The organism is Pseudomonas soli, assembly GCF_021283165.2.
GTDB classification, from domain to species: domain Bacteria; phylum Pseudomonadota; class Gammaproteobacteria; order Pseudomonadales; family Pseudomonadaceae; genus Aquipseudomonas; species Aquipseudomonas soli.
In genome coordinates this window covers 3,025,085-3,049,911 of sequence record NZ_CP128543.1, presented here as the reverse complement: position 1 = coordinate 3,049,911, position 24,827 = coordinate 3,025,085, and the positions used below count along the sequence as shown (strand labels likewise).

The window sequence follows — 24,827 nt, the reverse complement described above, 5'->3', positions numbered from 1 at the left end:
GTTACCTCGCGCTAGGGATTCTGTGGCTTGGTTTCTGGGGTCGGGTTGGCAGTCGGTGGATTACGTTGCTGCATCTGCAGCGAGGGCTTGCTGGGGTCGGCGTCTTTAGCCGGATGGTCGTTGTCGCGGTCGAAGCAACCGGCCAGCAGGCCCAGGCTACCCAACAGGCAAATCAGCGGTGCGATACGCATGGAAACCTCCTGGTGGGGTGTGCGCGGTGCCAGGCGAACCCGGCACCGCGTGCCCTCACTTACGAGCGGCCGCCCTTATGGCCGGACTCGCTCTGGCGATTGCCGCCGCCGGAGCTCTGCCCGCCCTTGCGACCGGCTTCGGACGCTTTTTCGCGGTCATTGGCGAAATTGCCTGGGTTCTTCGTTCCACCCTGGCTGCCGGTCTTGTTGGCGTCCTGCTTGTTGGTGTCCTGGCGACCGGTCATGTTGCTGTCTTTGTTGGCCATGGTTGCAAAAACCTCGTGTGGCTAAGGGTTGCACGGCGAGGTGCCGTACATGGATTGGGAGTGCGGCGATAAAGAGGGATTCGGATTATTCCGAGCGGATCGGACCGGTGGCGCTAAACAAGCGGCGACGGTGTATTTGGGGCGCAAGCGGATCCCCGCTGGACAGACTTTGCGTTGACCCCCGGCGGATATCTGGCATACTTCGCCGACCTACCGGTCGGTAGGTTATTATTTTGCTCGCACGGACTCTCGCTTATGCCCGCTTCACATTTGCGCTTCGCCGCCTCCCTCGCCCTGATCGGCGCCCTTGGCCCGTCTGCCATCGACATGTACCTGGCCAGCCTGCCGCAGATGGCCCGCGACTTCGCCACCGGCTATACCCAGGTTCAGCTGACGCTGACCGTGTTCCTAATGGCCATGGGCGCCGGGCAGCTGCTGTTCGGGCCACTGGTGGATGCCTGGGGGCGGCGTCGCCCGCTGCTCGCCGGCCTGCTGGTGTTCTGCATCGCCTCCCTGGCCGCTGCGGGCGCACCGTCGCTGGACACGCTGCTGCTGGCGCGCCTGGTGCAGGGCCTGGCCAGCGCGCTGACGCTGGTGGTGATCATGAGCATGGTCCGCGACAGCGCCGATGGCGCACGGGCTGCGCAGATCTTCGCCCTGCTGATGACCATCGAGGGCCTGGCGCCGATCCTCGCCCCGGCCCTGGGCGGGGTAATCGACGCCGCGTACGGCTGGCGGGCAATCATGCTGGTGCTGGCCGGCCTCGGCCTGCTGACCCTGGTCAATTCGGCCATGACCCTCGGTGAGACCCTGCCGCCAGCGCATCGGGTGCGCCTGGCACCGGCCACGGTATGGCGTACCTACGGCCGTATCGCCGCCGACGGCGCGTTCCTGCGCCCGGCCCTGGCCCTGTCGGCGGTGTTCTTCTTCCTGTTCGCCTACATCGCCGGCTCGGCTTATGTGTACCAGCAGCACTTCGGCCTCTCCAGCACGCACTTTGGCCTGCTGTTCGGCGGCTGCGGCGTTGCCATCCTGCTCGGCGCGGCGCTTTCCGGCTATTGCGTCAGCCGGCACGGCGTGGCCCAGGTGGCCTGGTGGGGGGCGCTGTGCATGGGTGCCGGTGCAGCACTGGCGGTGATTGCCGGCCTGTCTGGCGCAGGCCTGCCGCTGCTGCTGGCGGGCGTGGTACTGGCGCTGTTCGGCCTGGGGGTTTGCGAGGCCACCTTGATGGCCCTGGCGATGTCATCGCAGCAGCGCGATGTCGGCTCGACGGCGGCCCTGCTCGGCGCGCTGCAACTGGTGATCTCGTCCAGCGCCACGCCCCTGGCCGGGCACCTGGCCACCCTGGGCCCGCTGGCCTGGGCCTGGTTGCTGGCGGCGGCGGCCGTGGTCATCGTCGGTTTGACCCGCGCCGCCATGGCAAAGACAATCAGCGCCTCATCCTGCAGCGTCAACCCGGAGTGACCGCCTTGAAAGCCCTGACCCCATCCGCCGCGCGCATCTGCGAGCATGCCGTGGAGCATTTCGCCGAGCACGGCTACGACGGCTCGTCGCTGAGCGAGATCGCCGCCCTGGCGGGCATGCGCAAGGCCTCGCTGTACGCGCACTTCGCCAACAAGGACGCGTTGTTCGTCTGCGCCTTCGAACGGGCCCTGGCCGACGAGACCGCCTACGTCGAGGCGGGCTTCGGCCATGAAGCAGCGGGCCGTGAGGCGCCGGGGCACTGGCATCCGCTGCACCTGGCCGAGCGCTACGCGGCCTCGGCCAATCTGCGCTTCGTACTGCGCAGTGCCTTCCTGCCGCCGGTGCCGATCCGCTCGATCGTCACCAGCGGCTTCGAGGCGTACCTGGAGCGGATCCGCCTGGGCTTCTGCCAGGCCCTGGGCGACCGGCATGCCTGGGCCCGCAGTGATGGCAACAAGCTGGAGCTGTATGGCGATGCCTACCTGGGGATCATCGACAGCCTGCATGTGGAGCTGCTGTACGCGCCCCCGGCGGTGTATGCGCGGCGGGCAGCGTCGTTGCTGAAGATTCTCGATGATTCGCTGCAGTTGGCCGGACAGTAGACCATGGGGGCCGCTGTGCGGCCCCATTGATTTCAGGGCCTGACCTTCTTCAGCTCGTTCAACAACCCCATCAACTGCTCCAGCTTGTCCGCGCCGAACTGGCGCTGAATCTCCTGGTAGTTGCGCTCCATCTCCTCGCTCATCGCCAGAAACGCCTGCTGCCCACGCACGGTCAGGCTGATGAAGATGCGCCGCTGGTCTTCCGGCGACTTGCGCCGCGCCACCAGGCCGTCGCGCTCCAGGCGCTTGAGCACGCCGCTCATGCTCGGTTTGAGGATGCAGGCCTGGTCGGCCAACTGGTGGCTTTCCAGCTCGCCCTGCTGGCGCAGGATACGGATCACCCGCCATTGCTGCTCGGTCAGGTCGTGGGCATTCAGGGCCGGGCGAAAGAACGCCATGGTCGCTTCGCGGGCCTGCAGCAGGGTCAAGGTCAGGGAGGGTCTTGGTTGGGTCATCAGGATCAAGGGCTGTTTTATTAAGATATTAATAAAGTGAAATACATTTTCCCCCGGGCTGTCCAGCCCTGTGAAAAGTACCAGCGCTCCTGGCAATCACCCATTCCCGCGTTACCTTCCCCATAGCACGATCTGCAGACAGCCAGCCGCCCGGAGCCCGTCGCCGCATGTCAACGCAACCCCGCCTGGCGCTGGCGATACTCACCCGGCGTCATCTGCGCATGGCGCTGGAAGAAGCGGCTGAAGTACGCCGGGTCCTTGAACCCCAGGCGGTAGCAGATCTCGTTGGCCGAGCCGCCGGTGTACAGCAGCAAGCGCCGCGCCTCCTGCATCAGCCGCTCGAACACCAGGCGCTTGGACGGCAGGTCGGCCATGCGCCGGCATACATCGTTCAGGCGCGCCTCAGTCACGCCCAAGGCTGCCGCGTAGGCCGGCAGGGTCCAGTGGTCGAGGTAGTGACGCTCGATCAATTCGTTGAAACGGTGAAACAGCTGCAGGTCCTCGTGCCGCGCGGGCGTCGCCTCCAGCGAATTGGCGCACAGGCGCAGCAGGCTGATCATCACCAGGCGCGCCAGATCCTGCACCGCAGTGCCCTGCCCGGCCTGGCCATGGCCCAGTTCACCGCCCAACAAGTCGAACAGCTGCTCCAGGCGCCGCACCTCTTCGGCCGCCGCTCCCTGCAGATGACCGAGCGCGACACACGCCGGCTGCAGGCGCGGCGTGAGCGCCAGCCCAGGCTCGGCCTGCAGCAGTTGCCAGACCAGTTGCTGGCGCACGGTCAGCACATGGCCGTCGGCGTCAGGCTCGGTGACGAAGGCATGGGGAATGGTCGGCGGGGTAAGGAAGAACATCGGCCCCGACTCGTGGTAACGCTGCTCGTCCAGATACACCCGCACGCTGCCGGTCTTCACATAGTGCACCTGGAAGAAGCGGTCGTGGCGGTGCACCGGCATGTTGCGGCCGAAGAAACCGGCCAGGTTGCCCAATCGGTCGTAATGCACCTCGCTGTCGCTGTAGCGCTGGTCGTAGACCTGACCGATGTTGATGTTGGGGATCGGCTGTGGTTCTTTCATTGTTGTTCTCGCAGCGGTGAAACGCGCCGGGGGAAATCATCCTAGCACCACCGGCCAGGGGCGAATGCCTTGACGATCGTTAACATATTAAATATAACGTTAACACATTAACAAAAACACCACGAAGCGCCCCGCTCGCTTCGCCCACCGCAGGAGAAATGCATGAGCCGTGCCTTGCACGAGGTCGCCAGCGGCAGCCTGTTCGGCGTCGCCCTGAACTACCAGGGCCTGCTGCAACAGCATCTGGCGTCCTTCCACGAAGCGCCGTACCAGCAGCCGCCGGTCAAACCGGTGTTGTTTATCAAGACGCCCAATACCCGCAATGGGCACGCCCAGCCGGTTACCTACCCATCGGCAGTCCAACGCCTGCAAGCGGGCCCTGCCCTGGGCGTGGTCATTGGTAAAGACGCCAGCCGCGTCAGCCTGGACAACGCGCTGGAGCACGTGGCGGGCTACACCATTGTCAACGAGTTCAGCCTGCCCGAAGACAGCTACTACCGTCCGGCGGTCAAGGCCAAGTGCCGCGACGGCTTCTGCCCGTTCGGCCCGCATCTGGTACCGGCCGCGCAGGTCGGCAACCCCGACGCGCTGGGCATTCGCCTGTGGGTCAACGGTGAGCTGCGCCAGCACAACAACACGGCCAACTGCGTGCGCGGCGTGGCCCGGCTGATCGCCGAGATCAGTGAGTTCATGACCCTGCATGCCGGCGACGTGCTGATCACCGGCACCCCGGAAGGCCGTGTCGATGTGCTGCCCGGCGACCAGGTGACGGTCGAGATCGACGGCTTCGGCCAGCTGACCAACCCCATCGTCGCCGAACAAGGACTCGTCCCATGAAGCACGCCCGTATCCAGTTCGACGGCCAGGTCCACACCGTCACCGTCGAAAACGACCAGCGACTGCGCCTGGCCGATGGCCGTGTAGTCGACGCCGACCAGGTCACCTGGCTGCCGCCGGCTACCGGCAGCATGTTCGCCCTGGGCCTGAACTACGCCGACCATGCCGCCGAGCTGGCCTTCACCCCGCCCACCGAGCCGCTGGCCTTCGTCAAGTCGCCCGGCACCTACACCGGGCACAACCAGGTCAGCTGGCGCCCGGACAACGTCAAGTACATGCACTACGAGTGCGAACTGGTGGCGGTGATCGGCAAGCTGGCGCGCAACGTCAAGCGCGAGGACGCCCTCGACTACCTGGCCGGCTACACGGTGTGCAACGACTACGCCATCCGCGACTACCTGGAGAACTACTACCGCCCCAACCTGCGGGTGAAAAACCGTGACGCCACCACCCCGGTAGGCCCGTGGATCGTCGACGCCGCCGATGTGCCGGATCCGTCGAACCTGACACTGCGTACGTGGATCAACGGCGAGCTGAAACAGCAAGGCACCACGGCCGACATGATCTTCGATATCCCCTACCTGATCGAATACTTCTCCAGCTTCATGACCCTGCAACCCGGCGACATGATCGCCACCGGCACCCCGGAAGGCCTGGCCGACGTGGTCCCGGGCGACGAGGTGGTGGTGGAAGTGGAAGGCGTCGGCCGCCTGGTCAACCGGATCGTCAGCGAAGCCGAGTTCTTCGCCCGCAACGCACAAGAGGCAACAGCATGATCAAGCACTGGATCGATGGCCGCGAAGTCGAGAGCCGCGACACCTTCGTCAACTACAACCCGGCCACCGGCGAGGCCATCTGCGAAGTCGCCAGCGGCGGCGCCGAGGAAGTCGCCCTGGCCGTGGCCGCGGCCAAGCAAGCCTTCCCGAAATGGGCCAATACACCGGCGAAGGAACGCGCGCGCCTGATGCGCCGCCTGGGTGAGCTGATCGAGCAGAACGTGCCGCAGCTGGCCGAGCTGGAAACCCTGGACACCGGCCTGCCGATCCACCAGACGCGCAATGTGCTGATTCCCCGCGCTTCGCACAATTTCGACTTCTTCGCCGAGGTGTGCACGCGCATGGACGGCCACAGCTACCCGGTGGACGACCAGATGCTCAACTACACCTTGTACCAGCCGGTAGGCGTGTGCGCACTGGTGTCGCCGTGGAACGTACCGTTCATGACCGCCACCTGGAAGACCGCGCCGTGCCTGGCCCTGGGCAATACCGCGGTGCTGAAGATGAGCGAGCTGTCGCCGCTGACCGCCAATGAGCTGGGGCGCCTGGCGGTCGAGGCCGGCATCCCCAATGGCGTACTCAATGTCATCCAGGGCTACGGCGCCACAGCCGGCGATGCCCTGGTGCGTCACCCGGACGTGCGCGCCATCTCCTTCACCGGTGGCACCGCCACCGGCAGGAAGATCATGCAGACGGCCGGCCTGAAGAAGTACTCGATGGAGCTGGGCGGCAAGTCGCCGGTACTGATCTTCGAGGACGCCGACCTCGAGCGTGCGTTGGATGCCGCCTTGTTCACCATCTTCTCGCTCAACGGCGAGCGCTGCACCGCCGGCAGCCGCATCTTCATCCAGGAGAGCGTGTACCCGCAGTTCGTCGCCGAGTTCGCCGCCCGCGCCAAACGCCTGATCGTCGGTGACCCGACCGACCCGAAGACCCAGGTCGGCTCGATGATCACCCAGCAGCACTACGACAAGGTCACCGGCTATATCCGCATCGGCCTGGAAGAAGGCGCGCGCCTGCTGGCCGGTGGCCTGGAGCGCCCGGCTGGATTGCCGGAGCACCTGGCCAAGGGGCAGTTCATCCAGCCGACGGTGTTCGCCGATGTGAACAACAAGATGCGCATCGCCCAGGAAGAGATCTTCGGCCCGGTGGTGTGCCTGATCCCGTTCAAGGACGAGGCCGAGGCGCTGCAACTGGCCAACGACACCGAGTACGGCCTGGCTTCTTACATCTGGACCCAGGACATCGGCAAGGCCCATCGCCTGGCCCGTGGCATCGAGGCGGGGATGGTGTTCATCAACAGCCAGAACGTGCGCGACCTGCGCCAACCGTTCGGCGGCGTCAAGGGCTCGGGCACCGGCCGCGAAGGCGGGCAATACAGCTTCGAGGTCTTCGCCGAGATCAAGAACGTGTGTATATCCATGGGTAGCCATCACATTCCGCGCTGGGGCGTCTGACGCCATCGCGGGGCAAGCCCGCTCCCACGCAATGTGCCAAATCGGCGTGGGAGCGGGCTTGCCCCGCGATGCGGCCATAACAACAATCACAGGAGATTCCCATGGGCACACTCGCTCTCGCCGCCAAGATCACCCACGTGCCGTCGATGTACCTGTCCGAACTGCCGGGCCCGCGCCAGGGCTTTCGCCAGGCGGCCATCGACGGCCACCTCGAGATCGGCCGGCGCTGCCGCGAACTGGGCGTCGACACCCTCGTCGTGTTCGACACCCACTGGCTGGTCAACGCCAACTACCACATCAACTGCGCCGCGCACTTCGAAGGCCTGTACACCAGCAACGAATTGCCGCACTTCATCGCCAACATGAACTACGGCTTCCCCGGCAACCCCGAGCTGGGACGCATCCTCGCGCAAGAATGCAATCGCCTGGGCGTGGAAACCATGGCCCACGACGCCACCACGCTGGCGCCTGAATACGGCACCCTGGTGCCGATGCGCTACATGAACACCGACCAGCACTTCAAGGTGATCTCGGTCTCGGCGCTGTGCACCTCGCACTACCTCAACGACAGCGCCCGCCTGGGCTGGGCCATGCGCAAGGCGGTCGAGGAGCACTACGACGGCAGCGTGGCGTTCCTGGCCAGCGGCTCGCTGTCCCACCGTTTCGCCCAGAACGGCCAGGCCCCGGAGTTTGCCACCAAGGTCTGGAGCCCGTTCCTGGAAACCCTCGACCACCGCGTGGTGCGCATGTGGCAGGACGGGGACTGGGCCGACTTCTGCGCGATGCTGCCCGAGTACGCGGTCAAGGGCCATGGCGAAGGCTTCATGCACGACACCGCCATGTTGCTCGGCGCGCTTGGCTGGTCGCGATACGACGGCAAGGCCGAGGTGGTGACGCCTTATTTCGGTTCCTCCGGCACCGGCCAGATCAACGCGATTTTCCCGGTCACCCCGCAGGAGGGCAGCACGATCCCCGCCGCCCAGGCCTCGAACCCGGCCGGGGTCACCTCCACAAGCCGCCTGTAAGGAGCACCACCATGCCCCATCTGGTCCTGCTCTACAGCCCGGATATCGAAGCCGACGCCAATATGCCCGGCCTGTGCCGCGCCCTGGCCGACTGCATGCTCGCCCAGCACGACGAACACCATCGCCAGGTGTTCCCCACCGGCGGCACCCGTGTGCTGGCCTACCCCGCAGCCCATGCGGCAATCGCCGATGGCCGCGGCGCCTACGGTTTCGTCTACGCCAACCTGCGCATGGGCGGCGGACGCAGCGCCGCGGTGCACCAGCAGGTCGGTGACGCGCTGCTGGCGGTGTTGCGCCGGCACCTGGATATGCTGCTGGAACGTCGCCCGGTGGGCGTGACCCTGCAGATCGACGAAAGCCAGGCCCAGGTGTACGACGCCAAGCACAGCAGCCTGCACCCTCTGTTCACCCGCCAGCCCTGAGGTCTCCATGCTCGACGCCCGCATCATCCAGCAAGCCGCCGCCCGCCTCGACCAGGCCGAGCGGACCCGCGAACAGGTCGGCCAGTTTTCCCTGGAACACCCCTCGATCGGTATCGAGGACGCATACGCCATCCAGCGTGCCTGGGTGGCACAGAAGATCGAGGACGGCCGCCAACTGGTCGGCCACAAGATCGGCCTGACCTCCCGGGCCATGCAGGTCTCGTCGAACATCAGCGAGCCGGACTACGGCGCACTGCTCGACGACATGCTGTTCGACGAGGGCAGCGACATCCCCTTCGAGCGTTTCATCGTGCCGCGGGTCGAGGTGGAACTGGCGTTCATCCTCGGCAAGCCGCTCAAGGGGCCGAACGTGACCCTGTTCGACGTGCTCGACGCCACCGAGTGGGTGATCCCGGCGCTGGAAATCATCGATGCACGCATCCAACAGGTCGACCCGCTCAGCGGTGCTACCCGCAAGGTGTTCGACACCATCTCCGACAACGCCGCCAACGCTGGCGTGGTAATGGGCGGGCGTGCTGTGCGCCCGGGCGACATCGACCTGCGCAAGGTGCCGGCGGTGCTGTACCGCAACGGTGTGATTGAGGAGTCCGGGGTGTCGGCCGCAGTGCTTAATCACCCGGCCAAAGGTGTGGCCTGGCTGGCCAACAAGCTGGCCGCGCATGACGTGAGCCTGCTGGCCGGGCAGATCATTCTCGGCGGCTCGTTCACCCGCCCGGTGGCAGCTCGCCGCGGCGACACCTTCCACGTCGACTACGATCAACTGGGCTCGATCGCCTGCCGTTTCGTCTGAGGAGCGCCCATGGACATGCCCATCAACACCTTCAAGCAACGCCTGCGCAGCGGCCAGGCGCAGATCGGCCTGTGGCTTGGCCTGGCCGACCCGTATTGCGCGGAGCTGGCGGCCAACGCCGGCTTCGACTGGCTGCTGCTCGACGGCGAGCACGCGCCCAACGACCTGCGCAGCCTGCTCGCCCAGTTGCAGGCCGTGGCACCCTACCCGGCCCAGCCCATCGTGCGCCCGGTGATCGGCGATACCGCGCTGATCAAGCAGTTGCTCGATATCGGCGCACAGACCCTGCTGGTACCCATGGTCGAAAGCGCCGAGCAGGCGCGCCAGCTGGTGCGGGCGATGCGCTACCCGCCCCACGGCGTGCGCGGTGTCGGCAGCGCTTTGGCGCGGGCATCGCGCTGGAACAGCATCCCCGACTACCTGGACCAGGCCGACGACCAGATGTGCCTGCTGGTGCAGGTGGAGAACTGCGAAGGCCTGGCCAACCTCGATGCAATCTGCGCCGTCGAAGGCGTCGATGGCGTGTTCATAGGCCCCGCCGACCTCAGCGCCGCCATGGGCCAACGCGGCAATCCGGGGCATCCCGAGGTGCAGGCGGCCATCGAGGAGGCCATCGTGCGCATCACCCGCGCCGGCAAGGCAGCGGGCATCCTCAGCGCCGATGAGACGCTGGCACGACGCTATATCGAACTGGGCGCGGCGTTCGTCGCGGTCGGCGTCGACACCACCGTGTTGATGCGCGGCTTGCAGGTCCTGGCGGGCACCTTCAAGGAACGGATCGCCGCCATTGCCCAGGGCGGTGTCTACTAGACTGACCTTGTAGCGCTTAAGCTCGATGTTGAGGCGATCAAAGCATTGCTGGCCGGCTCGGCAGCACCATGCTAGCCTCCGCGCGCCCCGCCCTGCGGGGTCGCGACTACGTCGAATCAAGGAGTCAGGCAATGGACCTGCAGTTTCTGGGCACCTCTTCCGGGGTGCCCACCAAGGCCCGCAACGTCAGCGCGACCGCGGTCATCGAAGCCACCGGCAACGGGTGGTACCTGGTCGATTGCGGCGAAGGCACCCAACACCAGCTGCTGCGCAGCCCGCTGTCAGTGCGCGATCTGCGCGCCATCTTCATCACCCATGTGCACGGCGATCACTGCTTCGGCCTGCCGGGGCTGCTGGCCAGCGCCGGTATGTCCGGGCGCAAGGAGCCGTTGCAGCTGGTCATGCCGGCCGACCTGCATCCCTGGGTGCGGCAGAGCCTGGTGGTGAGCGACACCTACCTGCCCTTCGAGTTGCAGATGCAGGCGCTGGAGACCTTCGGTGGCTTGGACCACGGCAATATCCAGGTAGGCGTGGTCGAGCTGTCGCACCGGGTACCCTCCTACGGCTTCGTGTTCGAGGAACGCGATCCGCAACCGCACCTCGACACCGAGCGCCTGCGCGCCGACGGCATCCCGGCCGGGCCGCTGTGGGGGCAGATCGCCCGTGGCCGGACAGTCGAGCACGAAGGTCGCCAGATCGACCCCCAGGCCTATCTGCAACCGACGCGTCCGGCGCAACGGATCATCGTCTGCGGTGACAACGACCGTCCTGAGCTGTTGAGCGAGCTGGCCGCCAACGTGGACGTGCTGGTCCACGAAGCCACCTTCACCCAACCGGTGGTCGAACGCACCCAGGCCAGCTTCGGTCACAGCACCGCCGCTGCGGTGGCGCGCTTCGCCGAAATGGCGGCGGTGAAGAACCTGGTGCTGACGCACTTCAGCGCCCGCTACCAGTCAGGCGGTGGGCGCGGCGGTTCCATCGAGGAGGTACGCGAAGAGGCACTGGCACACTACAAGGGGCACCTGACCCTGGCCCGGGACCTGGCGCGCTTTCGAATTAGCCGTGACGGAGTGCTGGTCGAGGTGGAGTAACGTCGCACCTTGCTGGCATGACAGCCCTCGAGCGATGCCTTCAATGCGCCGGATGCTGCTCCACACTGGCCGCCAGGCAGTAGCGATCGCGCCCCTGCCGCTTGGCCTGGTAGAGCGCCGCGTCCGCCGCCGCCATCAGGTTCTCCGGAGTGACCGTCGCCAACTTCGGCGCACCCACAGCGATGCCGGCGCTGGCCGTGACATGGCCGAACGGACTGCCACCGTGCTCGATGGCCTGCCGGCGCAGCAACTGCAGGATCTCCTGCACGATCTGGCTGGCCCCTGCGGCATCGGTGTCGGGCAGCAACAAGGTGAACTCCTCGCCACCATAACGCACCGCCAGGTCGCCCGGGCGTTTCAGCGCCTGGCGCAACAGCTCGCCGAAGCGGCGCAGGCACTGGTCGCCGGCTGGATGCCCGTAGCGGTCGTTGTAGGCCTTGAAACAGTCCAGGTCGAGCATCACCAGCGCCAACGCGTAGCCCTGGCGCCGCGCCCGACGTATCTCCGGTTCCAGCACCGCATCCAGCCGCCGGCGGTTGCCCAGCCCGGTCAGGCTGTCGGTCAGGGCCAGCGCCTTGAGGGTCTGGTGGGCCTGGTGCAGCGCACGCTCGATGGCGATGCGCTCGCGTAACTGGCGCAGGACGATCCAGCCAAACCCAGCCACGCCGACAAGCAGCAGCACCAGCACGGCCAGCGACTTGAGCATGTCGTGGCGCCACGGCGCGATGATCGACTCGCGCGACAAGCCTGCCTCCACCACCAGTGGATAGCTGCTCAGTGAGCGAAACCCGTACAGGCGCGGCGTGCCATCGACCACCGCCACGGCCTCGGCCACTCCTTCGCTGGCATGGGGCAGGTACTCGCGGAAGATGTCGCTGGCCGCAAGGCTGCGGCCAATCACCTGCTCGACGAACGGCCGACGCACGAGGATGGTGCCGTCGCGCTTGGCCAGCACCAGTGCGCCACGCTCGTCGATCTTGAAGTCGCCGTAGTAGCCCACGAACCAATCGACCTTGATGGTGCCCAGCAATACCCCGGCAAAGCCGCCGTCGGCATTGTCCAGGCGCCGCGAGATGGGGATGATCAGGTCGCCGGTGGAGCGGCTGCGCACCACCGAGCCAATGCGCACCTGGCGGTCGGGATGGGTGCGGTGATAGATGAAATAGTCGCGGTCGGCATTGTTGGCGCCTGCTGGCACATCGTCCTTGTCGGTGACGATCCAGCCACCGTCCGGGCCATAGACGAACAGCCCGTGCAACTGCGGCATGATCTGCGCCTGCTGCTTGAGCAATGCATGCAGGCGCGGGCGGTCGACATGGTCGAAACCATCGCCTTCCAGGCGCTCGGCCAGCGCTGCGGTGATGGCGTCAACCTGGCGGATGGCATCCTCGGCATGCTGGGCAGTTGCGCGGGCCAGGTTGCTGACGGCGTTCTCGGCATTGGCAAACACTTGTCGGTAGTCGCGCCAGATCCGCCAGCCTTCGACCAAGACGAAAGCCAGCATCACCACCGCCATGAAACTGAGCATCAGGCGGAACAGCGACACTGCGCGGCCTTCTCCGGTCACCGGGAAAAGGCCGTCCTCGGTCTGCTTCCTGACTACGCGCATTGAAATCCCTTGTCATCGAGCCTTGGCCGCCAATGACTATAGTTCAGCGCCGCTTGCGTGTGCCGAGACTGATCCACACTGGCGCATGGTCGCTGGCGTGGGCCTCGTTGCGCACCCAGGCGTCGACCCCTGCGTCCTTCAGGTAAGGCGCCAGGGCCGGGTTGAGCAGCAGGTGGTCGATGCGCAGCCCGGCGTTGCGCGGCCAGTGGTTACGGAAATAGTCCCAGAAGGTGTAGACCCGCTCGTGCGGGTACAACTGCCGCAACGCATCGCTCCAGCCCTGCTCCAGCAAACGCTGGTAGCAGGCGCGTGACTCGGGCTGCAGCAGCGCGTCCTTGAGCCACGACTTCGGGTTGTAGATGTCCTGGTCGGTGGGCACCACATTGAAGTCCCCCGCCAGCAACACTGGGTGATCGGCGCCGCGCAGGGTGTCGGCATGGGCGATCAGGCTTTCGAACCAGCGCAGCTTGTAGGCGAACTTCGGGCCCGGTTGCGGGTTGCCATTGGGCAGGTACAGGCAGGCCACCTGAACGCCGTGCACCGCCGCCTCGACATAGCGGCTCTGGCTGTCGTCCTCCATGCCCGGCAAGCCACGGCGCACCTCCAGGGGCTGACTGTCGCGGGCGAGGATGGCGACACCGTTCCATGACGCCTGGCCGAAATGCAGACAGCCGTAGCCGGCAGCCTCGATGGCCTCGCGGGGGAACTGCGCGTCGCTGGCCTTGAGTTCCTGCAGGCAGACGATGTCGGGTTGCTCGCGCGCCAGCCAGGCCAGCAGGTTGTCGAGGCGACTGCGGATGCCGTTGACATTGAACGTGGTGATCTTCAGCGCTTTCATGCGTTGGGGTCGTCCACGCGGGCCTGCACCGCGTCTTGCAGTGCCCCCAGGTGGGCCTGGTCTGCCAGTTCCTTGAGCCTGAGCCAGTCGTCCCAGTCGATCGCGCCATCATCGCGCAGCGCCTCGGCCGTGCGCAGCAGCTCATGGTGATAAGCGTCGGGCGATTCGCGGCGATAGCTGGCATCGTCGTACTGGGCGTACCAGGCCTCGAGTTCGGGAATGCTGCGTTCGATGCTCATGGTCGGGTTCCTCTGCACCTTTGAAGGTGTGAGCCTTGGTGGTCAGCATCGGTTCAAAACGCGCAGAAAAATTAAACCTTTGCCCGCCGCCTGCTCTCAACCGTACGCGACACTGACGTCGCGCCAACGGATAAGGAGTCACACATGAGCAATCTGTTCCTCAAGCGGGTCGGGTTTTCCATGGTGCTGGGCATGGCCTCGCTACAGGCCCTGGCCGCCTCGTCGGATGACTTCGTCGACGCCGCCACCGAAGCCGGCATCGCCGAAGTGGTGACCGGCAAGCTGGCGCTGGACAAGAGCAAGGACCCGCAAATCAAGACCTTCGCCCAGCAGATGGTCACCGACCATACCCAGGCCAACCAGAAGCTCGGCGACATCGCCCGCAAACTGGACATCAGCGTGCCCGATGAAGCGGCGCTGACCGACAAGGTCAAGAAGATGATCCTGGAATGGCGCGACGAGTCGTTCGACCGCTCCTACGTCAACAACCAGGTCGAGGCCCACGAGAAAGCCGTGGAACTGTTCAGGAAAGAGGCCGCCTCGTCCGACAAGGCCGAACTCAAGGCCTTCGCCGGCGAGACCTTGCCCAAGCTCGAAGAGCACCTGAAGCATGCCAAGGAACTGCAGGCCAAGCACGGCCAGTAACCCGCCCCACTGACAAAGCGAGGCTCCCATGAGCAATGATGCACTGCGTTCGGAAGTCCTGACCCGCCTGTTGCACGCCCACCCGCAAGGGTTGGGCAAGGAAGTGCTGGACAACTACCGCGGCGAGAAAGCCGTGGCCGGCATGCTCAAGACCCTGCAGGAGCAAGGCTTGATCCACGATGGCAGCGTGAATGTCGAAGCCGGCCACACGCTCAGCGTCAACTACCCGATCAAGCTGTCGTCCGCCGGTGTCGAGGCCGCCAGACAAGCCGAAAGCTGATACCGCTCCGCCCTGTGGCAATGGCTCGGCCAGCTGCCACGGGGCGCACTAGCGCAGGCCTTCGATGATCGCCTCCATCAACGCCCTTACCCGCCGTGGCTGCACCCGCGTCGGCGGGTAGACGATCTGCAGGGCCACCTGGCCGGCGCTGAAGTCTGCCAGCACTTCGACCAACCGGCCGTTGTCGAGGTCGTCGCGCACATCGCGAAGCGATTTCAGGCACAGCCCGTGTCCGTCCAACGCCCAGCGGCGCACCTGCTCGCCGTTGTTGGCAATCCGCCGTCCGCGCACGCTCACCGGGTAGGCCACGCCGTCCAGGCGAAATGGCCAGACCCGTTCGGCGTGGATGCCGAAGCGCATGACGATGCAATCGTGGCGCGCCAGATCGTCCGGGTGCAGTGGCGTGCCGTGGCGGCGCAGGTAGTCGGGCGCGGCGCACACCACCCGGCGGTTGTCGCCCAGGGACCGTGCGCGCAGGGAACTGTCGGCCAAGGTGCCGTAGCGAATGGCGAAATCGATGCCCTGCCCCACCAGGTCGACGTAGCCATCGGTCAGGTCCAGGTCGATCGAGACTTGCGGATGTTCGGCCAGGAAGCGGTCGAGCAGCGGCACGATGCGGTGCTGGCCGAGGTCCACCGGCGCGCTCAGGCGCACCAGTCCGGAGATCTTCTGCTGGCCGTCCCTGAGACGGCTTTCCAGCTCGTCGGCCTCGGCCAGCAGGCGCCGTGCGCCCTCGGCGAGTTGCCGGCCGGCGTCGGTGAGGCTCAGCGAACGAGTGCTGCGGGTCAGCAGCGCCACCCCGTAGTGCGCCTCCAGCGCCGCCAGGCGCTCGGACACCGTGGCCGGTGACAAGCCGCGCTCGCGGCCCGCCGCCGACAGGCTGCCTTTTTCGATGATGGTCAGGAACAACGCCAGGTTATCCAGCATGCTTTTCGATTTTTCCGAAATATGATTTTGGATTTCGCCCGATTATTGGTGATTTCCTCGCTAATTACACTGCCCGGCATCGACACCCGCACAGGAACAACCCGATGACCAGCAGAAGAGATTTCATGAAAGGCACCCTCGCCGGCGGCATCGCCGTCGCGGCAGGCGCGGTACTGGCGCAAGAGCCGGGCAGCAGCACCGGGGCGCCGCCCGATAGCGCCGGTGGCAAAGGGTTCTGGCCCAATGGCGCGCAACTGGTGATTTCCGTGTCGTTGCAATTCGAGTCCGGTGGCCAGCCGGAACACGCCGAAAGCCCCTTCCCGCCTCTGGATTCACGCTACCCCGACACCATCGCCCCCAGCTGGTACCGCTACGGCCCGCTGGAAGGCGTGCCGCGCCTGCTCGCGCTGTTCGACCGGCACGGCATCAAGGTCACCTCGCACATGGTCGGCAAGGCTGTGGAGGCTTACCCGGAGCTGGCGGCCGAGGTGGTCAGGCGCGGCCACGAAGCCGCCGGCCATGGCCTGCACTGGGCGCCGCAGTACAGCTTGACGCCTGCAGAGGAGCGTCGCCAGTACGAGCAGGCCAGCGCCATCATCGAACGCGTCACCGGCCAACGCCCGGTAGGTTTCAACGCGTTCTGGATGCGTCATTCCCGCGAGACCCTGAACATCCTCCAGGACCTCGGCTTTCTCTACCACATCGACGACCTGGCCCGCGACGAACCCTCGATCACCCCGGTGCGCGGCAAGCCGTTCGCGGTGGTGCCCTACACCCTGCGCAACAACGACATCGGCCGCATCGCCGGGTCCACGGCGATGACCGGCGCCGCGCTGTTGCAGGAGCTCAAGGACGAGTTCGACGTGCTCTATGCCGAAGGCCGCCAACGGCGCCGGTTGATGTCGCTGTCGGCGCATGACCGCATCGGCGGCACGCCTACCGTCGTGCGCGCGCTGGATCAGTTCTTCGCCTATGCCCGCGGCCATGCCGGCGTATCGTTCATGCGCAAGGACGAGATTGCCCGTTGGGCCCTGACCCAGGCCGATACACCTGTCAATCCGCCACGTGTGTTCGATTGACCGAACGGGGACGCTTCGCGCCCTTTCGCCGGCAAGCCGGCGATGAGGCCAGTCCTGGTAACCCTGGATCAAGACCAGCCCGTGTGTTCAGCGCCCCACCAACCCCGCCTGGCGCATGAACGCAAGGTTGTCCTCCAGATGCCAGTCCTCGGCGATCCGGCCCTCGGCGACACGGTAGATATCCATGGCGATGAAATCGATGGCCTGGCCCTGCCCCTGGTGCTCGCCCAGCTTGCCGCTGAAGTGCCCGGTGAAACGCAGCGCCGCGGTGACCCGGTCGCCTGCGACGATCATCTGCAGGACCTCGCAGCGCAGGTCCGGCACCGCTGCGCGGAATGCCCTGGAAGCGCTCAATGGCCCTTCCACGCCCTGTGGTCGTCCCGGCGGCAGGGTGTTGTCGCGAAAGTCGCTGGCCAGCGCGGCGCGGGCCATGGCCTCGTCGCCGGTGTTCCAGAAGGTGTCGTAGCGGCGGGCGGCGAGGATCTGCTGCTCCAGCTGGGCCTTGGGCAGGCTCTGGTCCACGACCGGGGTGGCCGGAGCCACCAGCTCGCCGGCATTGCCCGGATTGGCCGCCGCGCTCAGCAGCAGCAGGGTGATCCAGCGGCCAGCACGCAGCGCCGAAGCCTTGGGTTCGGTGTTCATCTCAATTTCCTTCAGTGCATTCAACGGGAGGGTATGGCGCGGCCGCGAACCATGGATAAAAGCCTAACCAGTCCCGCCCAGGCGCTCAAGAAGGCACTTTTCACTCACCTGATTACCTCGGAGTAACCCATGGCCCATTACCGCGAATGCCCCGCCTACGACGTATTCGCCCCGAACTGCCCGGCCCGCCTGGTGCTCGAGCGCCTCGCCGACAAGTGGGTGCTGTTGCTCATCGACCGCCTCAGCGCCGGTGAGCGGGTGCGTTTCAACCAGCTGCGCCGGGATATGGCCGGCGTCTCGCAGAAGGTGCTGTCGCAAACCCTGAAGCGGCTCGAACGCGACGGCCTGGTGGAGCGCCAGGTGTATCCGACCGTGCCGCCCACAGTCGAATACGCCCTCACCGAGCTGGGCGCGACACTGGGCGGCACGGTGGAGCGCCTGGCGCAGTGGGCGGAGTCGAACATGCCGGCAATTCTGCTGGCGCGCCAGCTATACGACCAATACAGCGAATGATTCAGCGCTCTTTTTCGACATCCCTCGGTGGCTTTGCCGGCCCCTGGGGATCAACCTGCGGGTCATCGACATCCGGCGAGTCCGGGTCGAAGCCGAGGTCATCGGGTTCGGTGGCCTGCTCGGATGAGTGCGGGCCCTGCTTGGCCGGCGAATGGCGTGGATCTGACATGGTGATTTCTCCTGGTTGTGTTAATGGGAGATACCGCCACGGCTGCAAAGTTTGATTGCTTTGAATGCCGACTGCAGGGAGCATCCGCGGACCATATGCCCCGTAGGTCGCTACTGCTGCTGGTACTGACTCAGGTACTTGTCCAACACCGCCTTGTCCCCCACTCCATCCCCGGCCACCTGCCACAGCCGCCGCTCGATGCCCTGCGCCAGCAGGTGGCCCACCGCGGCTTCGATGGCCGACAGCACGCACAGTTGCGCCGGTTCGTTGGTGGTGTAGCCGACCTCGGCCTCGAGCAGCTTCTTGAACTCGATGAACTTGAACACCCCGGCGTTCTGCCCGACCGAGTAGATGGTCTTGCTGGTCATCACGTTGGCCAGCACCTGCCCGGTGCGTACGTCCACCGCCCGCAGGTTGACCGTGACCTGGTCGACCCGGTACTCGCGGGACAGGCCGATGCCCAGGTAGCGGGCGCCCTCGCCGCCGCTGCGCACGTTGGTGTCGTAGGCGATGATGCCACCTTCGAGCATCAGGTTGGCCGCCTGCAACGGCGGCAGTTCGCCCTGGATGTTCTCGGCGACGTCAGGCTTCTTCTGCGAGGCGCGGATGATCTTGCGCTCGGTCAGCAGGTTCTGCAGGCCTTCGCGCTCGAGCACCACGAACCAGCCACTGGCGCTGAGGGCGTCCATCAGCATGCTCGCCGCCCCCTGGGTGACGCTGGTTGAGAACGAGCTGGCCGGGGTCGGCTTGTACTGCCCGGTCTGGTCGCGGAAGCCGTATACCACCGCCATCAGCCGACCACGTGGCCGCGGCATGTTGACCAGGTCGTAGTAGGTCGAGGCCCGCGGCGTCAGCGTCGGGGTCTCGGAGTCTTGCTCCGCGGGCATCGGCTCGCGCAGGCCGCAGCCTTGCAGGCCAGCCAGGGCGGTGAGGATCAGCAGTGTGCTCAGCAGGCGTTTCATGGCGTTCTCTCCCCAGTAAAGACCCGTCCCTCTCAGGGGTTCAGGCCGCTGACCTCGATGATCGAGACTTCCCCGGTCGCCCGGTCGGTGACCTTGATGCTCAGCGCCCCGGAATCGTCGATCACGTCGATCAGGAAGGCGTCGGTGGACATGCTGCCGGTGTTGCCGTTGCTGATGTTGTCCAGCAACTGCCCGAGCAGGCGCGACTCGAGCTGGTTGCTGAAGCGCTCCAGGGCCGAGGTGCCGGCGAATGCCGAACTGCGGTCCTTGAGGTCGGGGTCGTCGTAGTCGTTCTGCGCCTGGGCGTTGTTCAGCAGCCAGGCGCCATTGATCGGGTTGCCGCCGAAGGACGGGTTGACCGGGGTGTACACCAGCTCCGTGGCCAGGGCCTGGCCACCGAGGCCGGCGGCCAGCAGGCAGGCGGCGATGCGTCGTGCAAGGTGGTTGCTCATAGCTCGTCCCTCTCCAGATCGGTTGTGTCCTGCAGCAGCCGTTGCAATTTGCGCTGGATGATCTGCTGGCGGACCAGGTCGGCGGCCGCGATGGCCTCGTCGTTGAGTTGCGTGGTGTTGGGCGGCAGGAAGCGCCGGTACAGCACCTCGCGTTCGTACTCCACCGTCACCAGGCTGCCCCAGCGGGCATCCGGGCGTTCGCGCACCACCAGGTTGAAATCCAGCCGGCTGGTGGCGCGCAGCCGGTCGCTGAAGGCGTGATAGAAGTCGTGGCCGATGTGCGAGATGGTGTTGTCGACGATGAAGCCCATCATCTCGTCCTCGGCCCCGGCCTGCGCCTGGCCATGCAACAGGGCCAGGCACAGGCACACCCACGCGGCCAAGCGTTTCATGGCGCCTCTCCCAGGCCGGCGTGTGGACGGGCGCCTGCGGCGCTTTCGGCGAAGGCCTGCTCGGCGACGAACTGCCAGTCGCTGTAGTGCTCCAGCCCCTCGAAGGCACTCCACTGAGCGTCGAAACCGCTGCGCTTGAGCGGTGCGGCGTCGGAGCGGCTGTACACCCCGGTGATGCGGCCATCGACCGCGCGCAGCAGGCCCCATTCCTCGCCGCCGCCGACAGGGTCCGGGTAGAGCCGGCGCAGGTGGCGCTGCGGCGACGGGAAACGGTTGTCTTCCACCAGTTCCCCAAGGTCCTGCGGGTACTGGGCCAGGCCCGGCGAGGCGCGGTAGTAGCTGCGCAGCGCCTGGGCGTACTGGCCGCCCACCCACAGCAGCTGGCGCTCGCGCTCGCGCTGCAGGCTGGTGGCCCACAGGGTGCCGGTGGCCGCCAGGGCCACGCTGCTGACGGCGATCAGCAGCAGCACGCCCAGGTAGGTGAAGCCGGCTTCACCATTCGGCATAGAGGCTGCCATCGCGCGCCCTCCCGGTTGCTCCGCTCTTGATGTCGGCCACCGCGCCGGCCACGCCCTCGGGCGGCGGCACCAGCTGCCAGGCATCGCGCCGCTCGGTGATCGGATCGACCGGGGTGTTGCGCAGGTAGCGCTGCTCCACCAACTGGTCGATCGAATCGGGGTAGTGCCCGGTGTCGCCGTAGTAGTGATCCAGGGCCTCGCGCAGCACCGCCAGGCTCTGGCGCAAGGTGGCCTCGCGGGAGGCCTCCAGGCTGTTGAAGTAGCGCGGCATGGCGATGGTCATCAGGGTGGCGATGATCGCCATCACCACCAGCAATTCGATGAGGGTGAAGCCTCTGCTCGCTTTCATCGCCGTCACCATTGCCCGTAGGGCACGTTGTTCAGGCCCTTGCCGCTGGCCTTGGAATACACGTCGAACACATCCTCGCCTTCGCGTGGGCTGTCGGCCGCACTGTCATAGGCGCGCAGGCCCCAGCCACCCTGGTCGTCGTCCTTGGCGGTGCGCAGCGGGTCGTGGGGGATGCGGCGCAGGAAATAGAACTTCGCGCCTTTGGCGCTGCGCACATCGCGCACGCCATCCACCAGCACCTGCAGGCTCGGCGGATAACCGCTGGCGTTCAGGCGCTTCTCGATGTAGCCGGCGTCGAAGGCACGCTTGTAGGCATCGATGGCGTCGCGGATCTGGTACAGCGCCTCGCGCAGCTGCTGCTCCTTGCCCCGGCGCACCACGGTCTCGGTCAGGGGCGCGGCCATGCTGGCGAGCAAGCCGAGCAGCGCCAGGGTCAGCACCACCTCGATCAGGCTGAAACCCTGCTGGCGGCGTGTCATGGCCGTGGCCTCGCGGCTGCTGGCACCACGGCCATCTGCCCCTCGACCAGCGGTGCGGCGGCCGGCTCGTCAGCCGGGGCGTCGGCGGGCAGCGCGCTGGCCGGTGCCGGTTGCGCCAGCTGGCGCACCTGCAGGGCCGATTCGGTGCCGGTGGCGAACTCCATGTCCGACGGGCTCTGGTACGGCAGGTTGCGCACGATGCGCGGGGTGATCGCCAGCACCAGTTCGGACTTGCTCATGTCGTCCTTGTTGCTGCCGAACAGCCGGCCCAGGCCGGGAATGTCGCCCAGCCCCGGGATCTTGTTGCCGCTGGCGTTGTGATCGTTGCGCACCAGGCCGGCCAGTACCTGGGTCTCGCCATCGTGCAGGCGCAGGCTGGTCTGGGCGTTGCGGGTATCGACCTGGACCGGGATGGTGCCCTGGCGGGTGGCCTCCAGGGGCGTGGCGTTGCTCACTTCCAGGGCCACCTTGATCGCCACCTCGTTGTTCAGGTGCACGGTGGGCTGCACTTCGAGCTTGAGGCCGACATCCAGGTAGGTGACGCTTTCGGTGATCACCGGGCCTTGGGTCGAGGGCACCGAGGTGGCGCTGATGATCGGCACCCGCTGGCCGATGTGGATGCGCGCCTGTTCGCGGTTGCTGACCCGGATCACCGGGCTTGCCAGGGTGTTGATGTCCTTGTCCTGGGCATTGATCTTGGCCTGCGGCGCCGGCGAGATGCTGATGCGGCTGGAGTCGATGCCACGCAACTGGTCGAGCACGCTGACCGACTTGCCGTCGCTGGTCAGCACGCCGAAGGTGTTGGGCCATTGCAGGCCGAGGTCGAGGATGCGCGAGGTGGCCACTTCCATCACTTCCACTTCCAGCACCACCTCGGGGTTGGACTGGTCCTGGGACTGCAGCAGCTTCTCGGCCATGCGTACGGCGTCGGGGGTGTCGCGCATGGTCAGGGTGTTGAGGCGCTCGTCGACGAACACGTCGCGGGTCTTGAGCATGGTCTTGACCATGTTCAGCGCGGTGTTGGCGTCGATGCTGGTCAGGTAGAAGGTGCGCATGACCAGTTCCTGGTAGTCCTTGGTCTTCTGCGGCGAGTCCGGGTAGAGCAGCAAGGTGTTGTCGTTGACGATCTTCTGGCGCAGCTGGTTCTGCTCCAGCAGCAGGGCCACGGCGTCCTCGATGCGCACCTCGCGCACGAAGATGGTGGCCTTCATGTCCGGGCGCAGGTCCTTGTCGAAGATGAAGTTGATCCCGGCGACCTGGGCCAGCACCTCGAAGATGGTCTTCAGGTCGGCATCGCGAAACTCCAGGGTGACCGGGCGCTCCAGCTTGCTGCGCAGTTGCGGGTACGGCGTGGCGGTACGGGCCTGGACGTTCTCGATGTCGCTGCGCAGCATCTGGCCCTTCTGGTTTTGCGGGTCGAGGCGCAGCACCTCGCGCATGTAGCGCTCGGCGCCGAACAGGTCGCCCTGGCGCAGTGCCGCCTGGCCAAGGGCGACACGGTCGTCGAGGGTGCGGATCAGCTCCAGCTGGCGGATGCCCTCCTGGGCGCGGCGGTTGTTCGCCTCGATGGTCAGCACCCGGCCGTAGCCCATGCGCGCGCCGGCGAAGTCATGGCGCACGCGGTCGCTGTCGGCCTGGGTCAGCAGCGCCTCGACCGCGGCCTGGCGGCCGTGGGCCAGGGCGATGTTCAGCTCGGTGTCGCGCGGATCTTCGCGCAGGGCTTCTTCCAGGCGAGCGATGCCGGCCTCGTACTGACCCTCTTTGATCAGTTCCTGGCTGTCCTTGCGCACGGCGCTGGTGCCGCATCCGGCGATGGCCACGCACAGGGCCAGGAGCACGAACGGCGCAGGCTTGCACAACTTCGACGGTTTCATGGTGCGCTCCCGACAGACAGGGTCTGTGGCTGATGCAGTGGCAGGTAGACCAGGCTCAACTCGGTGGCCGAAACACGGTCCAGACGGTAGGTGTCGTCGATCACATCACCCTGGCGCACGACGTAGAGCTTCTCGCCGCTCTGCAGGAAGATCTGCAGGTCGTCGCGCTCACCCATGCGACCGATGAAACGAAACGGCAGCGTCGGGGCGGCAGCTGCGGCGGGCTCCGGGGTGGTGACCACGGGTTGTTCGGTGACGGTGGCCAGGGCCTGGGGTGGGGTCCATTGCTGGCTGGGGAACAGGTCGCGTGAAAGGCTTTTGGCTTCATCGCGAGGCAAGCTCGCTGCCACGTTCGTGGGTGTCGGGTGTGGGCGGGTTTTCTCCGCGACAGGGCCTGCCAGCTCATTCTCCCCCACGCCGAACCAGTGCCCCGGCGCCCACGCCAGCGCCGCGCTCAACCCCAGGAAACCGGCCCACATCACCGCACGCTGAGTGTTCATCACGACCTCGACAGGTAAAGGGTCATGCGCACACGACCGGTCAGTTCCCGGTCACCGATCCGCTTGCGTTGCAGTTCCAGGTCTTCCAGCACCAGCGTCGGCAACTGGCCGAGCAGCGCCTTGAGGAAGCCACGGATCTGCGGGTAGCTGCCGCGCACCGGCAGGACGATCTGGTAGCGCGCCAGCTGGGTCTTCGGGTCCACGCCCAGGGCGTACTCGCCACGGGCCAAGCTGATGCGCTCGGCACTGGCCAGGTGGTACAGGCGCTCGATCAGCTCGCTGGCCTGGGGCTGGCCGGGCAGTTGTTGGCGCAGGTCGTCCAGCGCCTGCTGCTCGGGCTTGGCCTGCACCTTGAGCTCGCCACGCGCCAGGCGCTGCACCTGGGCACTGGCATCGGCTTCGTTGGCACGCAGTTCGCGGACCGCCTGCCACTGGGGCAGCACCCCGGCCAGGGCGACCGCCAGGGCCAGGCCGCCGACCAGCACCGCGGCCAGCCCTGCCCGGCCCAGGCGCCGCAGCGCTTCATGGACGATCAGGCTACGGACGCGCATGGCCGGTCTCCCAGGTAGCGGTGAGGTTGAAGCGCACCGGATGCTCGACCTGCCCGGCCACCACCTCGTGGTTGAGTAGCGACACGTCTGACAGCTCGGCGCTGCGCTCCAGGCGCTGGTGGTACTGCAGCATGGCCTCGAGGTTGCGCGCCTCGGCACTGATGCGTACCTGGCCCTTGCGGGCATCGGGGGTCAGGCTGAGCAGCGCCACGTCCTCCTGCGGCATCGCCTCGAGCATGGCGAACAGCTGCTGCCATGGCCGCTGCAACTGCTGCGAGACGCTGCGCATCTGCGCCAGGCGCTCGGCCTGCTCGCGGATCACCGCGCTGCTCTGCACCGCGGCGGTGGCCGGGCGCCGGCCGAGCTTGAGTTCGAGTTGGTGCACGCGGCTTTCCAGGTGCACCTGCTCGCTCACCAGTTGCTGCTGGGCCAGCACCAGCACAGCCAGCACGGCGCCGCCGAGGGCGAGCAACGACCAGGCCAGGGGGCTGCTGTGGCGGGGTTGGAATTCCAGGTCGAGGCGGCGCAT

At 66.4% G+C, this 24,827-nt stretch carries 33 protein-coding genes and 1 pseudogene; 14 read left to right on the top strand and 20 right to left on the bottom strand.

Going from position 1 to position 24,827, the window contains the following annotated elements:
• Nucleotides 1-11 precede the first annotated feature (11 nt).
• On the bottom strand, nucleotides 12-191 hold the full coding sequence (locus LU688_RS14095) for a hypothetical protein (RefSeq protein ID WP_094012196.1): 180 nt from the start codon (nucleotides 189-191) through the stop codon (nucleotides 12-14).
• A 59-nt stretch (nucleotides 192-250) separates the two neighbouring features.
• Nucleotides 251-373: pseudogene (locus LU688_RS27980) on the bottom strand (con-10 family general stress protein); the annotation flags it as partial.
• 339 nt (nucleotides 374-712) lie between these two features.
• Between LU688_RS27980 and LU688_RS14085 the strand changes: the two are divergent.
• Together LU688_RS14085 and LU688_RS14080 are read left to right on the top strand one after the other, a co-directional pair.
• Nucleotides 713-1,921: a multidrug effflux MFS transporter gene (locus LU688_RS14085; RefSeq protein WP_094012195.1), complete on the top strand. Its 1,209-nt coding sequence runs from the start codon at nucleotides 713-715 to the stop codon at nucleotides 1,919-1,921.
• Between the two features lie 5 nt (nucleotides 1,922-1,926).
• Nucleotides 1,927-2,523, top strand: coding sequence for a TetR/AcrR family transcriptional regulator (locus tag LU688_RS14080; RefSeq protein ID WP_104443898.1), 597 nt, complete (start codon nucleotides 1,927-1,929; stop codon nucleotides 2,521-2,523).
• 32 nt (nucleotides 2,524-2,555) lie between these two features.
• On the opposite strand, the gene hpaR is transcribed toward LU688_RS14080, so the two are convergent.
• Nucleotides 2,556-2,978: a homoprotocatechuate degradation operon regulator HpaR gene (gene hpaR, locus LU688_RS14075; RefSeq protein WP_023632900.1), complete on the bottom strand. Its 423-nt coding sequence runs from the start codon at nucleotides 2,976-2,978 to the stop codon at nucleotides 2,556-2,558.
• A 170-nt stretch (nucleotides 2,979-3,148) separates the two neighbouring features.
• Nucleotides 3,149-4,051: a 4-hydroxyphenylacetate catabolism regulatory protein HpaA gene (gene hpaA / locus LU688_RS14070; RefSeq protein ID WP_038706110.1), complete on the bottom strand. Its 903-nt coding sequence runs from the start codon at nucleotides 4,049-4,051 to the stop codon at nucleotides 3,149-3,151.
• 162 nt (nucleotides 4,052-4,213) lie between these two features.
• Here hpaA and LU688_RS14065 point away from each other — a divergent pair, with 162 nt between their 5' ends.
• The 8 genes from LU688_RS14065 (at nucleotide 4,214) to LU688_RS14030 (ending at nucleotide 11,280) form a co-directional block, all read left to right on the top strand.
• Nucleotides 4,214-4,888, top strand: coding sequence for a fumarylacetoacetate hydrolase family protein (locus tag LU688_RS14065; RefSeq protein WP_023631998.1), 675 nt, complete (start codon nucleotides 4,214-4,216; stop codon nucleotides 4,886-4,888).
• The gene (locus LU688_RS14060) at nucleotides 4,885-5,664 is read left to right on the top strand and encodes a fumarylacetoacetate hydrolase family protein (RefSeq protein ID WP_094012193.1); all 780 of its coding nucleotides are present in this window, start codon (nucleotides 4,885-4,887) and stop codon (nucleotides 5,662-5,664) included. The genes LU688_RS14065 and LU688_RS14060 overlap by 4 nt, the downstream gene beginning before the upstream one ends.
• The gene (gene hpaE / locus LU688_RS14055) at nucleotides 5,661-7,121 is read left to right on the top strand and encodes a 5-carboxymethyl-2-hydroxymuconate semialdehyde dehydrogenase (protein ID WP_160290680.1); all 1,461 of its coding nucleotides are present in this window, start codon (nucleotides 5,661-5,663) and stop codon (nucleotides 7,119-7,121) included. Before LU688_RS14060 ends, hpaE begins: the two co-directional genes overlap by 4 nt.
• A gap of 101 nt (nucleotides 7,122-7,222) precedes the next feature.
• Complete coding sequence (gene hpaD / locus LU688_RS14050; protein WP_094012191.1) at nucleotides 7,223-8,146, top strand: 3,4-dihydroxyphenylacetate 2,3-dioxygenase; 924 nt, start codon at nucleotides 7,223-7,225, stop codon at nucleotides 8,144-8,146.
• A gap of 11 nt (nucleotides 8,147-8,157) precedes the next feature.
• Nucleotides 8,158-8,568, top strand: coding sequence for a 5-carboxymethyl-2-hydroxymuconate Delta-isomerase (locus tag LU688_RS14045; RefSeq protein WP_094012190.1), 411 nt, complete (start codon nucleotides 8,158-8,160; stop codon nucleotides 8,566-8,568).
• Nucleotides 8,569-8,575: 7 nt separating this feature from the next.
• Entirely contained in the window at nucleotides 8,576-9,379 is an 804-nt protein-coding gene (hpaH, locus tag LU688_RS14040; RefSeq protein WP_094012189.1) for a 2-oxo-hept-4-ene-1,7-dioate hydratase, read from the top strand.
• Nucleotides 9,380-9,388: 9 nt separating this feature from the next.
• Nucleotides 9,389-10,189, top strand: a complete 801-nt coding sequence (gene hpaI / locus LU688_RS14035) for a 4-hydroxy-2-oxoheptanedioate aldolase (protein ID WP_038706108.1) — start codon at nucleotides 9,389-9,391, stop codon at nucleotides 10,187-10,189.
• A gap of 131 nt (nucleotides 10,190-10,320) precedes the next feature.
• Nucleotides 10,321-11,280, top strand: coding sequence for a ribonuclease Z (locus tag LU688_RS14030; RefSeq protein WP_038706107.1), 960 nt, complete (start codon nucleotides 10,321-10,323; stop codon nucleotides 11,278-11,280).
• A 40-nt stretch (nucleotides 11,281-11,320) separates the two neighbouring features.
• On the opposite strand, the gene LU688_RS14025 is transcribed toward LU688_RS14030, so the two are convergent.
• The 3 genes from LU688_RS14025 to LU688_RS14015 are packed head-to-tail and all read right to left on the bottom strand — an operon-like array spanning nucleotide 11,321 to nucleotide 13,966.
• Nucleotides 11,321-12,889: a sensor domain-containing diguanylate cyclase gene (locus LU688_RS14025; RefSeq protein ID WP_038706106.1), complete on the bottom strand. Its 1,569-nt coding sequence runs from the start codon at nucleotides 12,887-12,889 to the stop codon at nucleotides 11,321-11,323.
• 43 nt (nucleotides 12,890-12,932) lie between these two features.
• Nucleotides 12,933-13,727 carry an exodeoxyribonuclease III gene (gene xth, locus LU688_RS14020; RefSeq protein WP_023631359.1) on the bottom strand — a complete coding sequence of 265 codons (795 nt, stop codon included), beginning with the start codon at nucleotides 13,725-13,727 and terminating at the stop codon, nucleotides 12,933-12,935.
• Complete coding sequence (locus LU688_RS14015; protein WP_094012188.1) at nucleotides 13,724-13,966, bottom strand: hypothetical protein; 243 nt, start codon at nucleotides 13,964-13,966, stop codon at nucleotides 13,724-13,726. The genes xth and LU688_RS14015 overlap by 4 nt, the downstream gene beginning before the upstream one ends.
• A 144-nt stretch (nucleotides 13,967-14,110) precedes the next feature.
• Here LU688_RS14015 and LU688_RS14010 point away from each other — a divergent pair, with 144 nt between their 5' ends.
• On the top strand, nucleotides 14,111-14,611 hold the full coding sequence (locus tag LU688_RS14010) for a DUF4142 domain-containing protein (protein ID WP_094012187.1): 501 nt from the start codon (nucleotides 14,111-14,113) through the stop codon (nucleotides 14,609-14,611).
• A 28-nt stretch (nucleotides 14,612-14,639) separates the two neighbouring features.
• The gene (locus LU688_RS14005; protein WP_023631356.1) at nucleotides 14,640-14,891 is read left to right on the top strand and encodes a hypothetical protein; all 252 of its coding nucleotides are present in this window, start codon (nucleotides 14,640-14,642) and stop codon (nucleotides 14,889-14,891) included.
• A 48-nt stretch (nucleotides 14,892-14,939) separates the two neighbouring features.
• Here LU688_RS14005 and LU688_RS14000 read toward each other — a convergent pair whose 3' ends face one another.
• Nucleotides 14,940-15,818 (bottom strand): LysR family transcriptional regulator, encoded by an 879-nt coding sequence (locus LU688_RS14000; RefSeq protein ID WP_094012186.1) that lies wholly within the window; start codon nucleotides 15,816-15,818, stop codon nucleotides 14,940-14,942.
• Between the two features lie 104 nt (nucleotides 15,819-15,922).
• Between LU688_RS14000 and LU688_RS13995 the strand changes: the two genes are divergently transcribed.
• A complete protein-coding gene (locus LU688_RS13995; RefSeq protein ID WP_094012185.1) occupies nucleotides 15,923-16,897 on the top strand; it encodes a polysaccharide deacetylase family protein in 975 nt (324 codons plus the stop codon).
• A gap of 87 nt (nucleotides 16,898-16,984) precedes the next feature.
• Here the strand turns inward: LU688_RS13995 and LU688_RS13990 are convergent, their stop codons facing one another.
• On the bottom strand, nucleotides 16,985-17,539 hold the full coding sequence (locus LU688_RS13990; protein ID WP_094012184.1) for an ester cyclase: 555 nt from the start codon (nucleotides 17,537-17,539) through the stop codon (nucleotides 16,985-16,987).
• A gap of 129 nt (nucleotides 17,540-17,668) precedes the next feature.
• Here LU688_RS13990 and LU688_RS13985 point away from each other — a divergent pair, with 129 nt between their 5' ends.
• Nucleotides 17,669-18,052: a winged helix-turn-helix transcriptional regulator gene (locus LU688_RS13985; protein WP_094012183.1), complete on the top strand. Its 384-nt coding sequence runs from the start codon at nucleotides 17,669-17,671 to the stop codon at nucleotides 18,050-18,052.
• Between the two features lies 1 nt (nucleotide 18,053).
• Here LU688_RS13985 and LU688_RS13980 read toward each other — a convergent pair whose 3' ends face one another.
• The 11 genes from LU688_RS13980 to LU688_RS13930 form a co-directional block, all read right to left on the bottom strand.
• Nucleotides 18,054-18,221 (bottom strand): DUF6021 family protein, encoded by a 168-nt coding sequence (locus LU688_RS13980; RefSeq protein WP_177182940.1) that lies wholly within the window; start codon nucleotides 18,219-18,221, stop codon nucleotides 18,054-18,056.
• Nucleotides 18,222-18,331: 110 nt separating this feature from the next.
• Nucleotides 18,332-19,183, bottom strand: coding sequence for a CsgG/HfaB family protein (locus tag LU688_RS13975; protein WP_023632252.1), 852 nt, complete (start codon nucleotides 19,181-19,183; stop codon nucleotides 18,332-18,334).
• A gap of 32 nt (nucleotides 19,184-19,215) precedes the next feature.
• Nucleotides 19,216-19,635, bottom strand: coding sequence for a curli assembly protein CsgF (locus LU688_RS13970; RefSeq protein WP_023632251.1), 420 nt, complete (start codon nucleotides 19,633-19,635; stop codon nucleotides 19,216-19,218).
• Complete coding sequence (gene csgE / locus LU688_RS13965; protein WP_038706102.1) at nucleotides 19,632-20,027, bottom strand: curli production assembly/transport protein CsgE; 396 nt, start codon at nucleotides 20,025-20,027, stop codon at nucleotides 19,632-19,634. Before csgE ends, LU688_RS13970 begins: the two co-directional genes overlap by 4 nt.
• Nucleotides 20,024-20,545 carry a type II secretion system protein gene (locus LU688_RS13960; RefSeq protein ID WP_038706101.1) on the bottom strand — a complete coding sequence of 174 codons (522 nt, stop codon included), beginning with the start codon at nucleotides 20,543-20,545 and terminating at the stop codon, nucleotides 20,024-20,026. Before LU688_RS13960 ends, csgE begins: the two co-directional genes overlap by 4 nt.
• On the bottom strand, nucleotides 20,520-20,894 hold the full coding sequence (locus LU688_RS13955; protein WP_038706100.1) for a type II secretion system protein: 375 nt from the start codon (nucleotides 20,892-20,894) through the stop codon (nucleotides 20,520-20,522). Before LU688_RS13955 ends, LU688_RS13960 begins: the two co-directional genes overlap by 26 nt.
• A gap of 5 nt (nucleotides 20,895-20,899) precedes the next feature.
• Entirely contained in the window at nucleotides 20,900-21,373 is a 474-nt protein-coding gene (locus LU688_RS13950; RefSeq protein ID WP_038706099.1) for a type II secretion system protein, read from the bottom strand.
• Nucleotides 21,370-23,247, bottom strand: coding sequence for a secretin GspD/PilQ domain-containing protein (locus LU688_RS13945; RefSeq protein ID WP_038706098.1), 1,878 nt, complete (start codon nucleotides 23,245-23,247; stop codon nucleotides 21,370-21,372). Before LU688_RS13945 ends, LU688_RS13950 begins: the two co-directional genes overlap by 4 nt.
• Nucleotides 23,244-23,747, bottom strand: coding sequence for a hypothetical protein (locus LU688_RS13940; RefSeq protein WP_023632988.1), 504 nt, complete (start codon nucleotides 23,745-23,747; stop codon nucleotides 23,244-23,246). The genes LU688_RS13945 and LU688_RS13940 overlap by 4 nt, the downstream gene beginning before the upstream one ends.
• Nucleotides 23,747-24,298, bottom strand: a complete 552-nt coding sequence (locus LU688_RS13935; protein WP_038706097.1) for a GspMb/PilO family protein — start codon at nucleotides 24,296-24,298, stop codon at nucleotides 23,747-23,749. The genes LU688_RS13940 and LU688_RS13935 overlap by 1 nt, the downstream gene beginning before the upstream one ends.
• Nucleotides 24,285-24,827, bottom strand: a complete 543-nt coding sequence (locus tag LU688_RS13930) for a pilus assembly protein (RefSeq protein WP_094012182.1) — start codon at nucleotides 24,825-24,827, stop codon at nucleotides 24,285-24,287. Before LU688_RS13930 ends, LU688_RS13935 begins: the two co-directional genes overlap by 14 nt.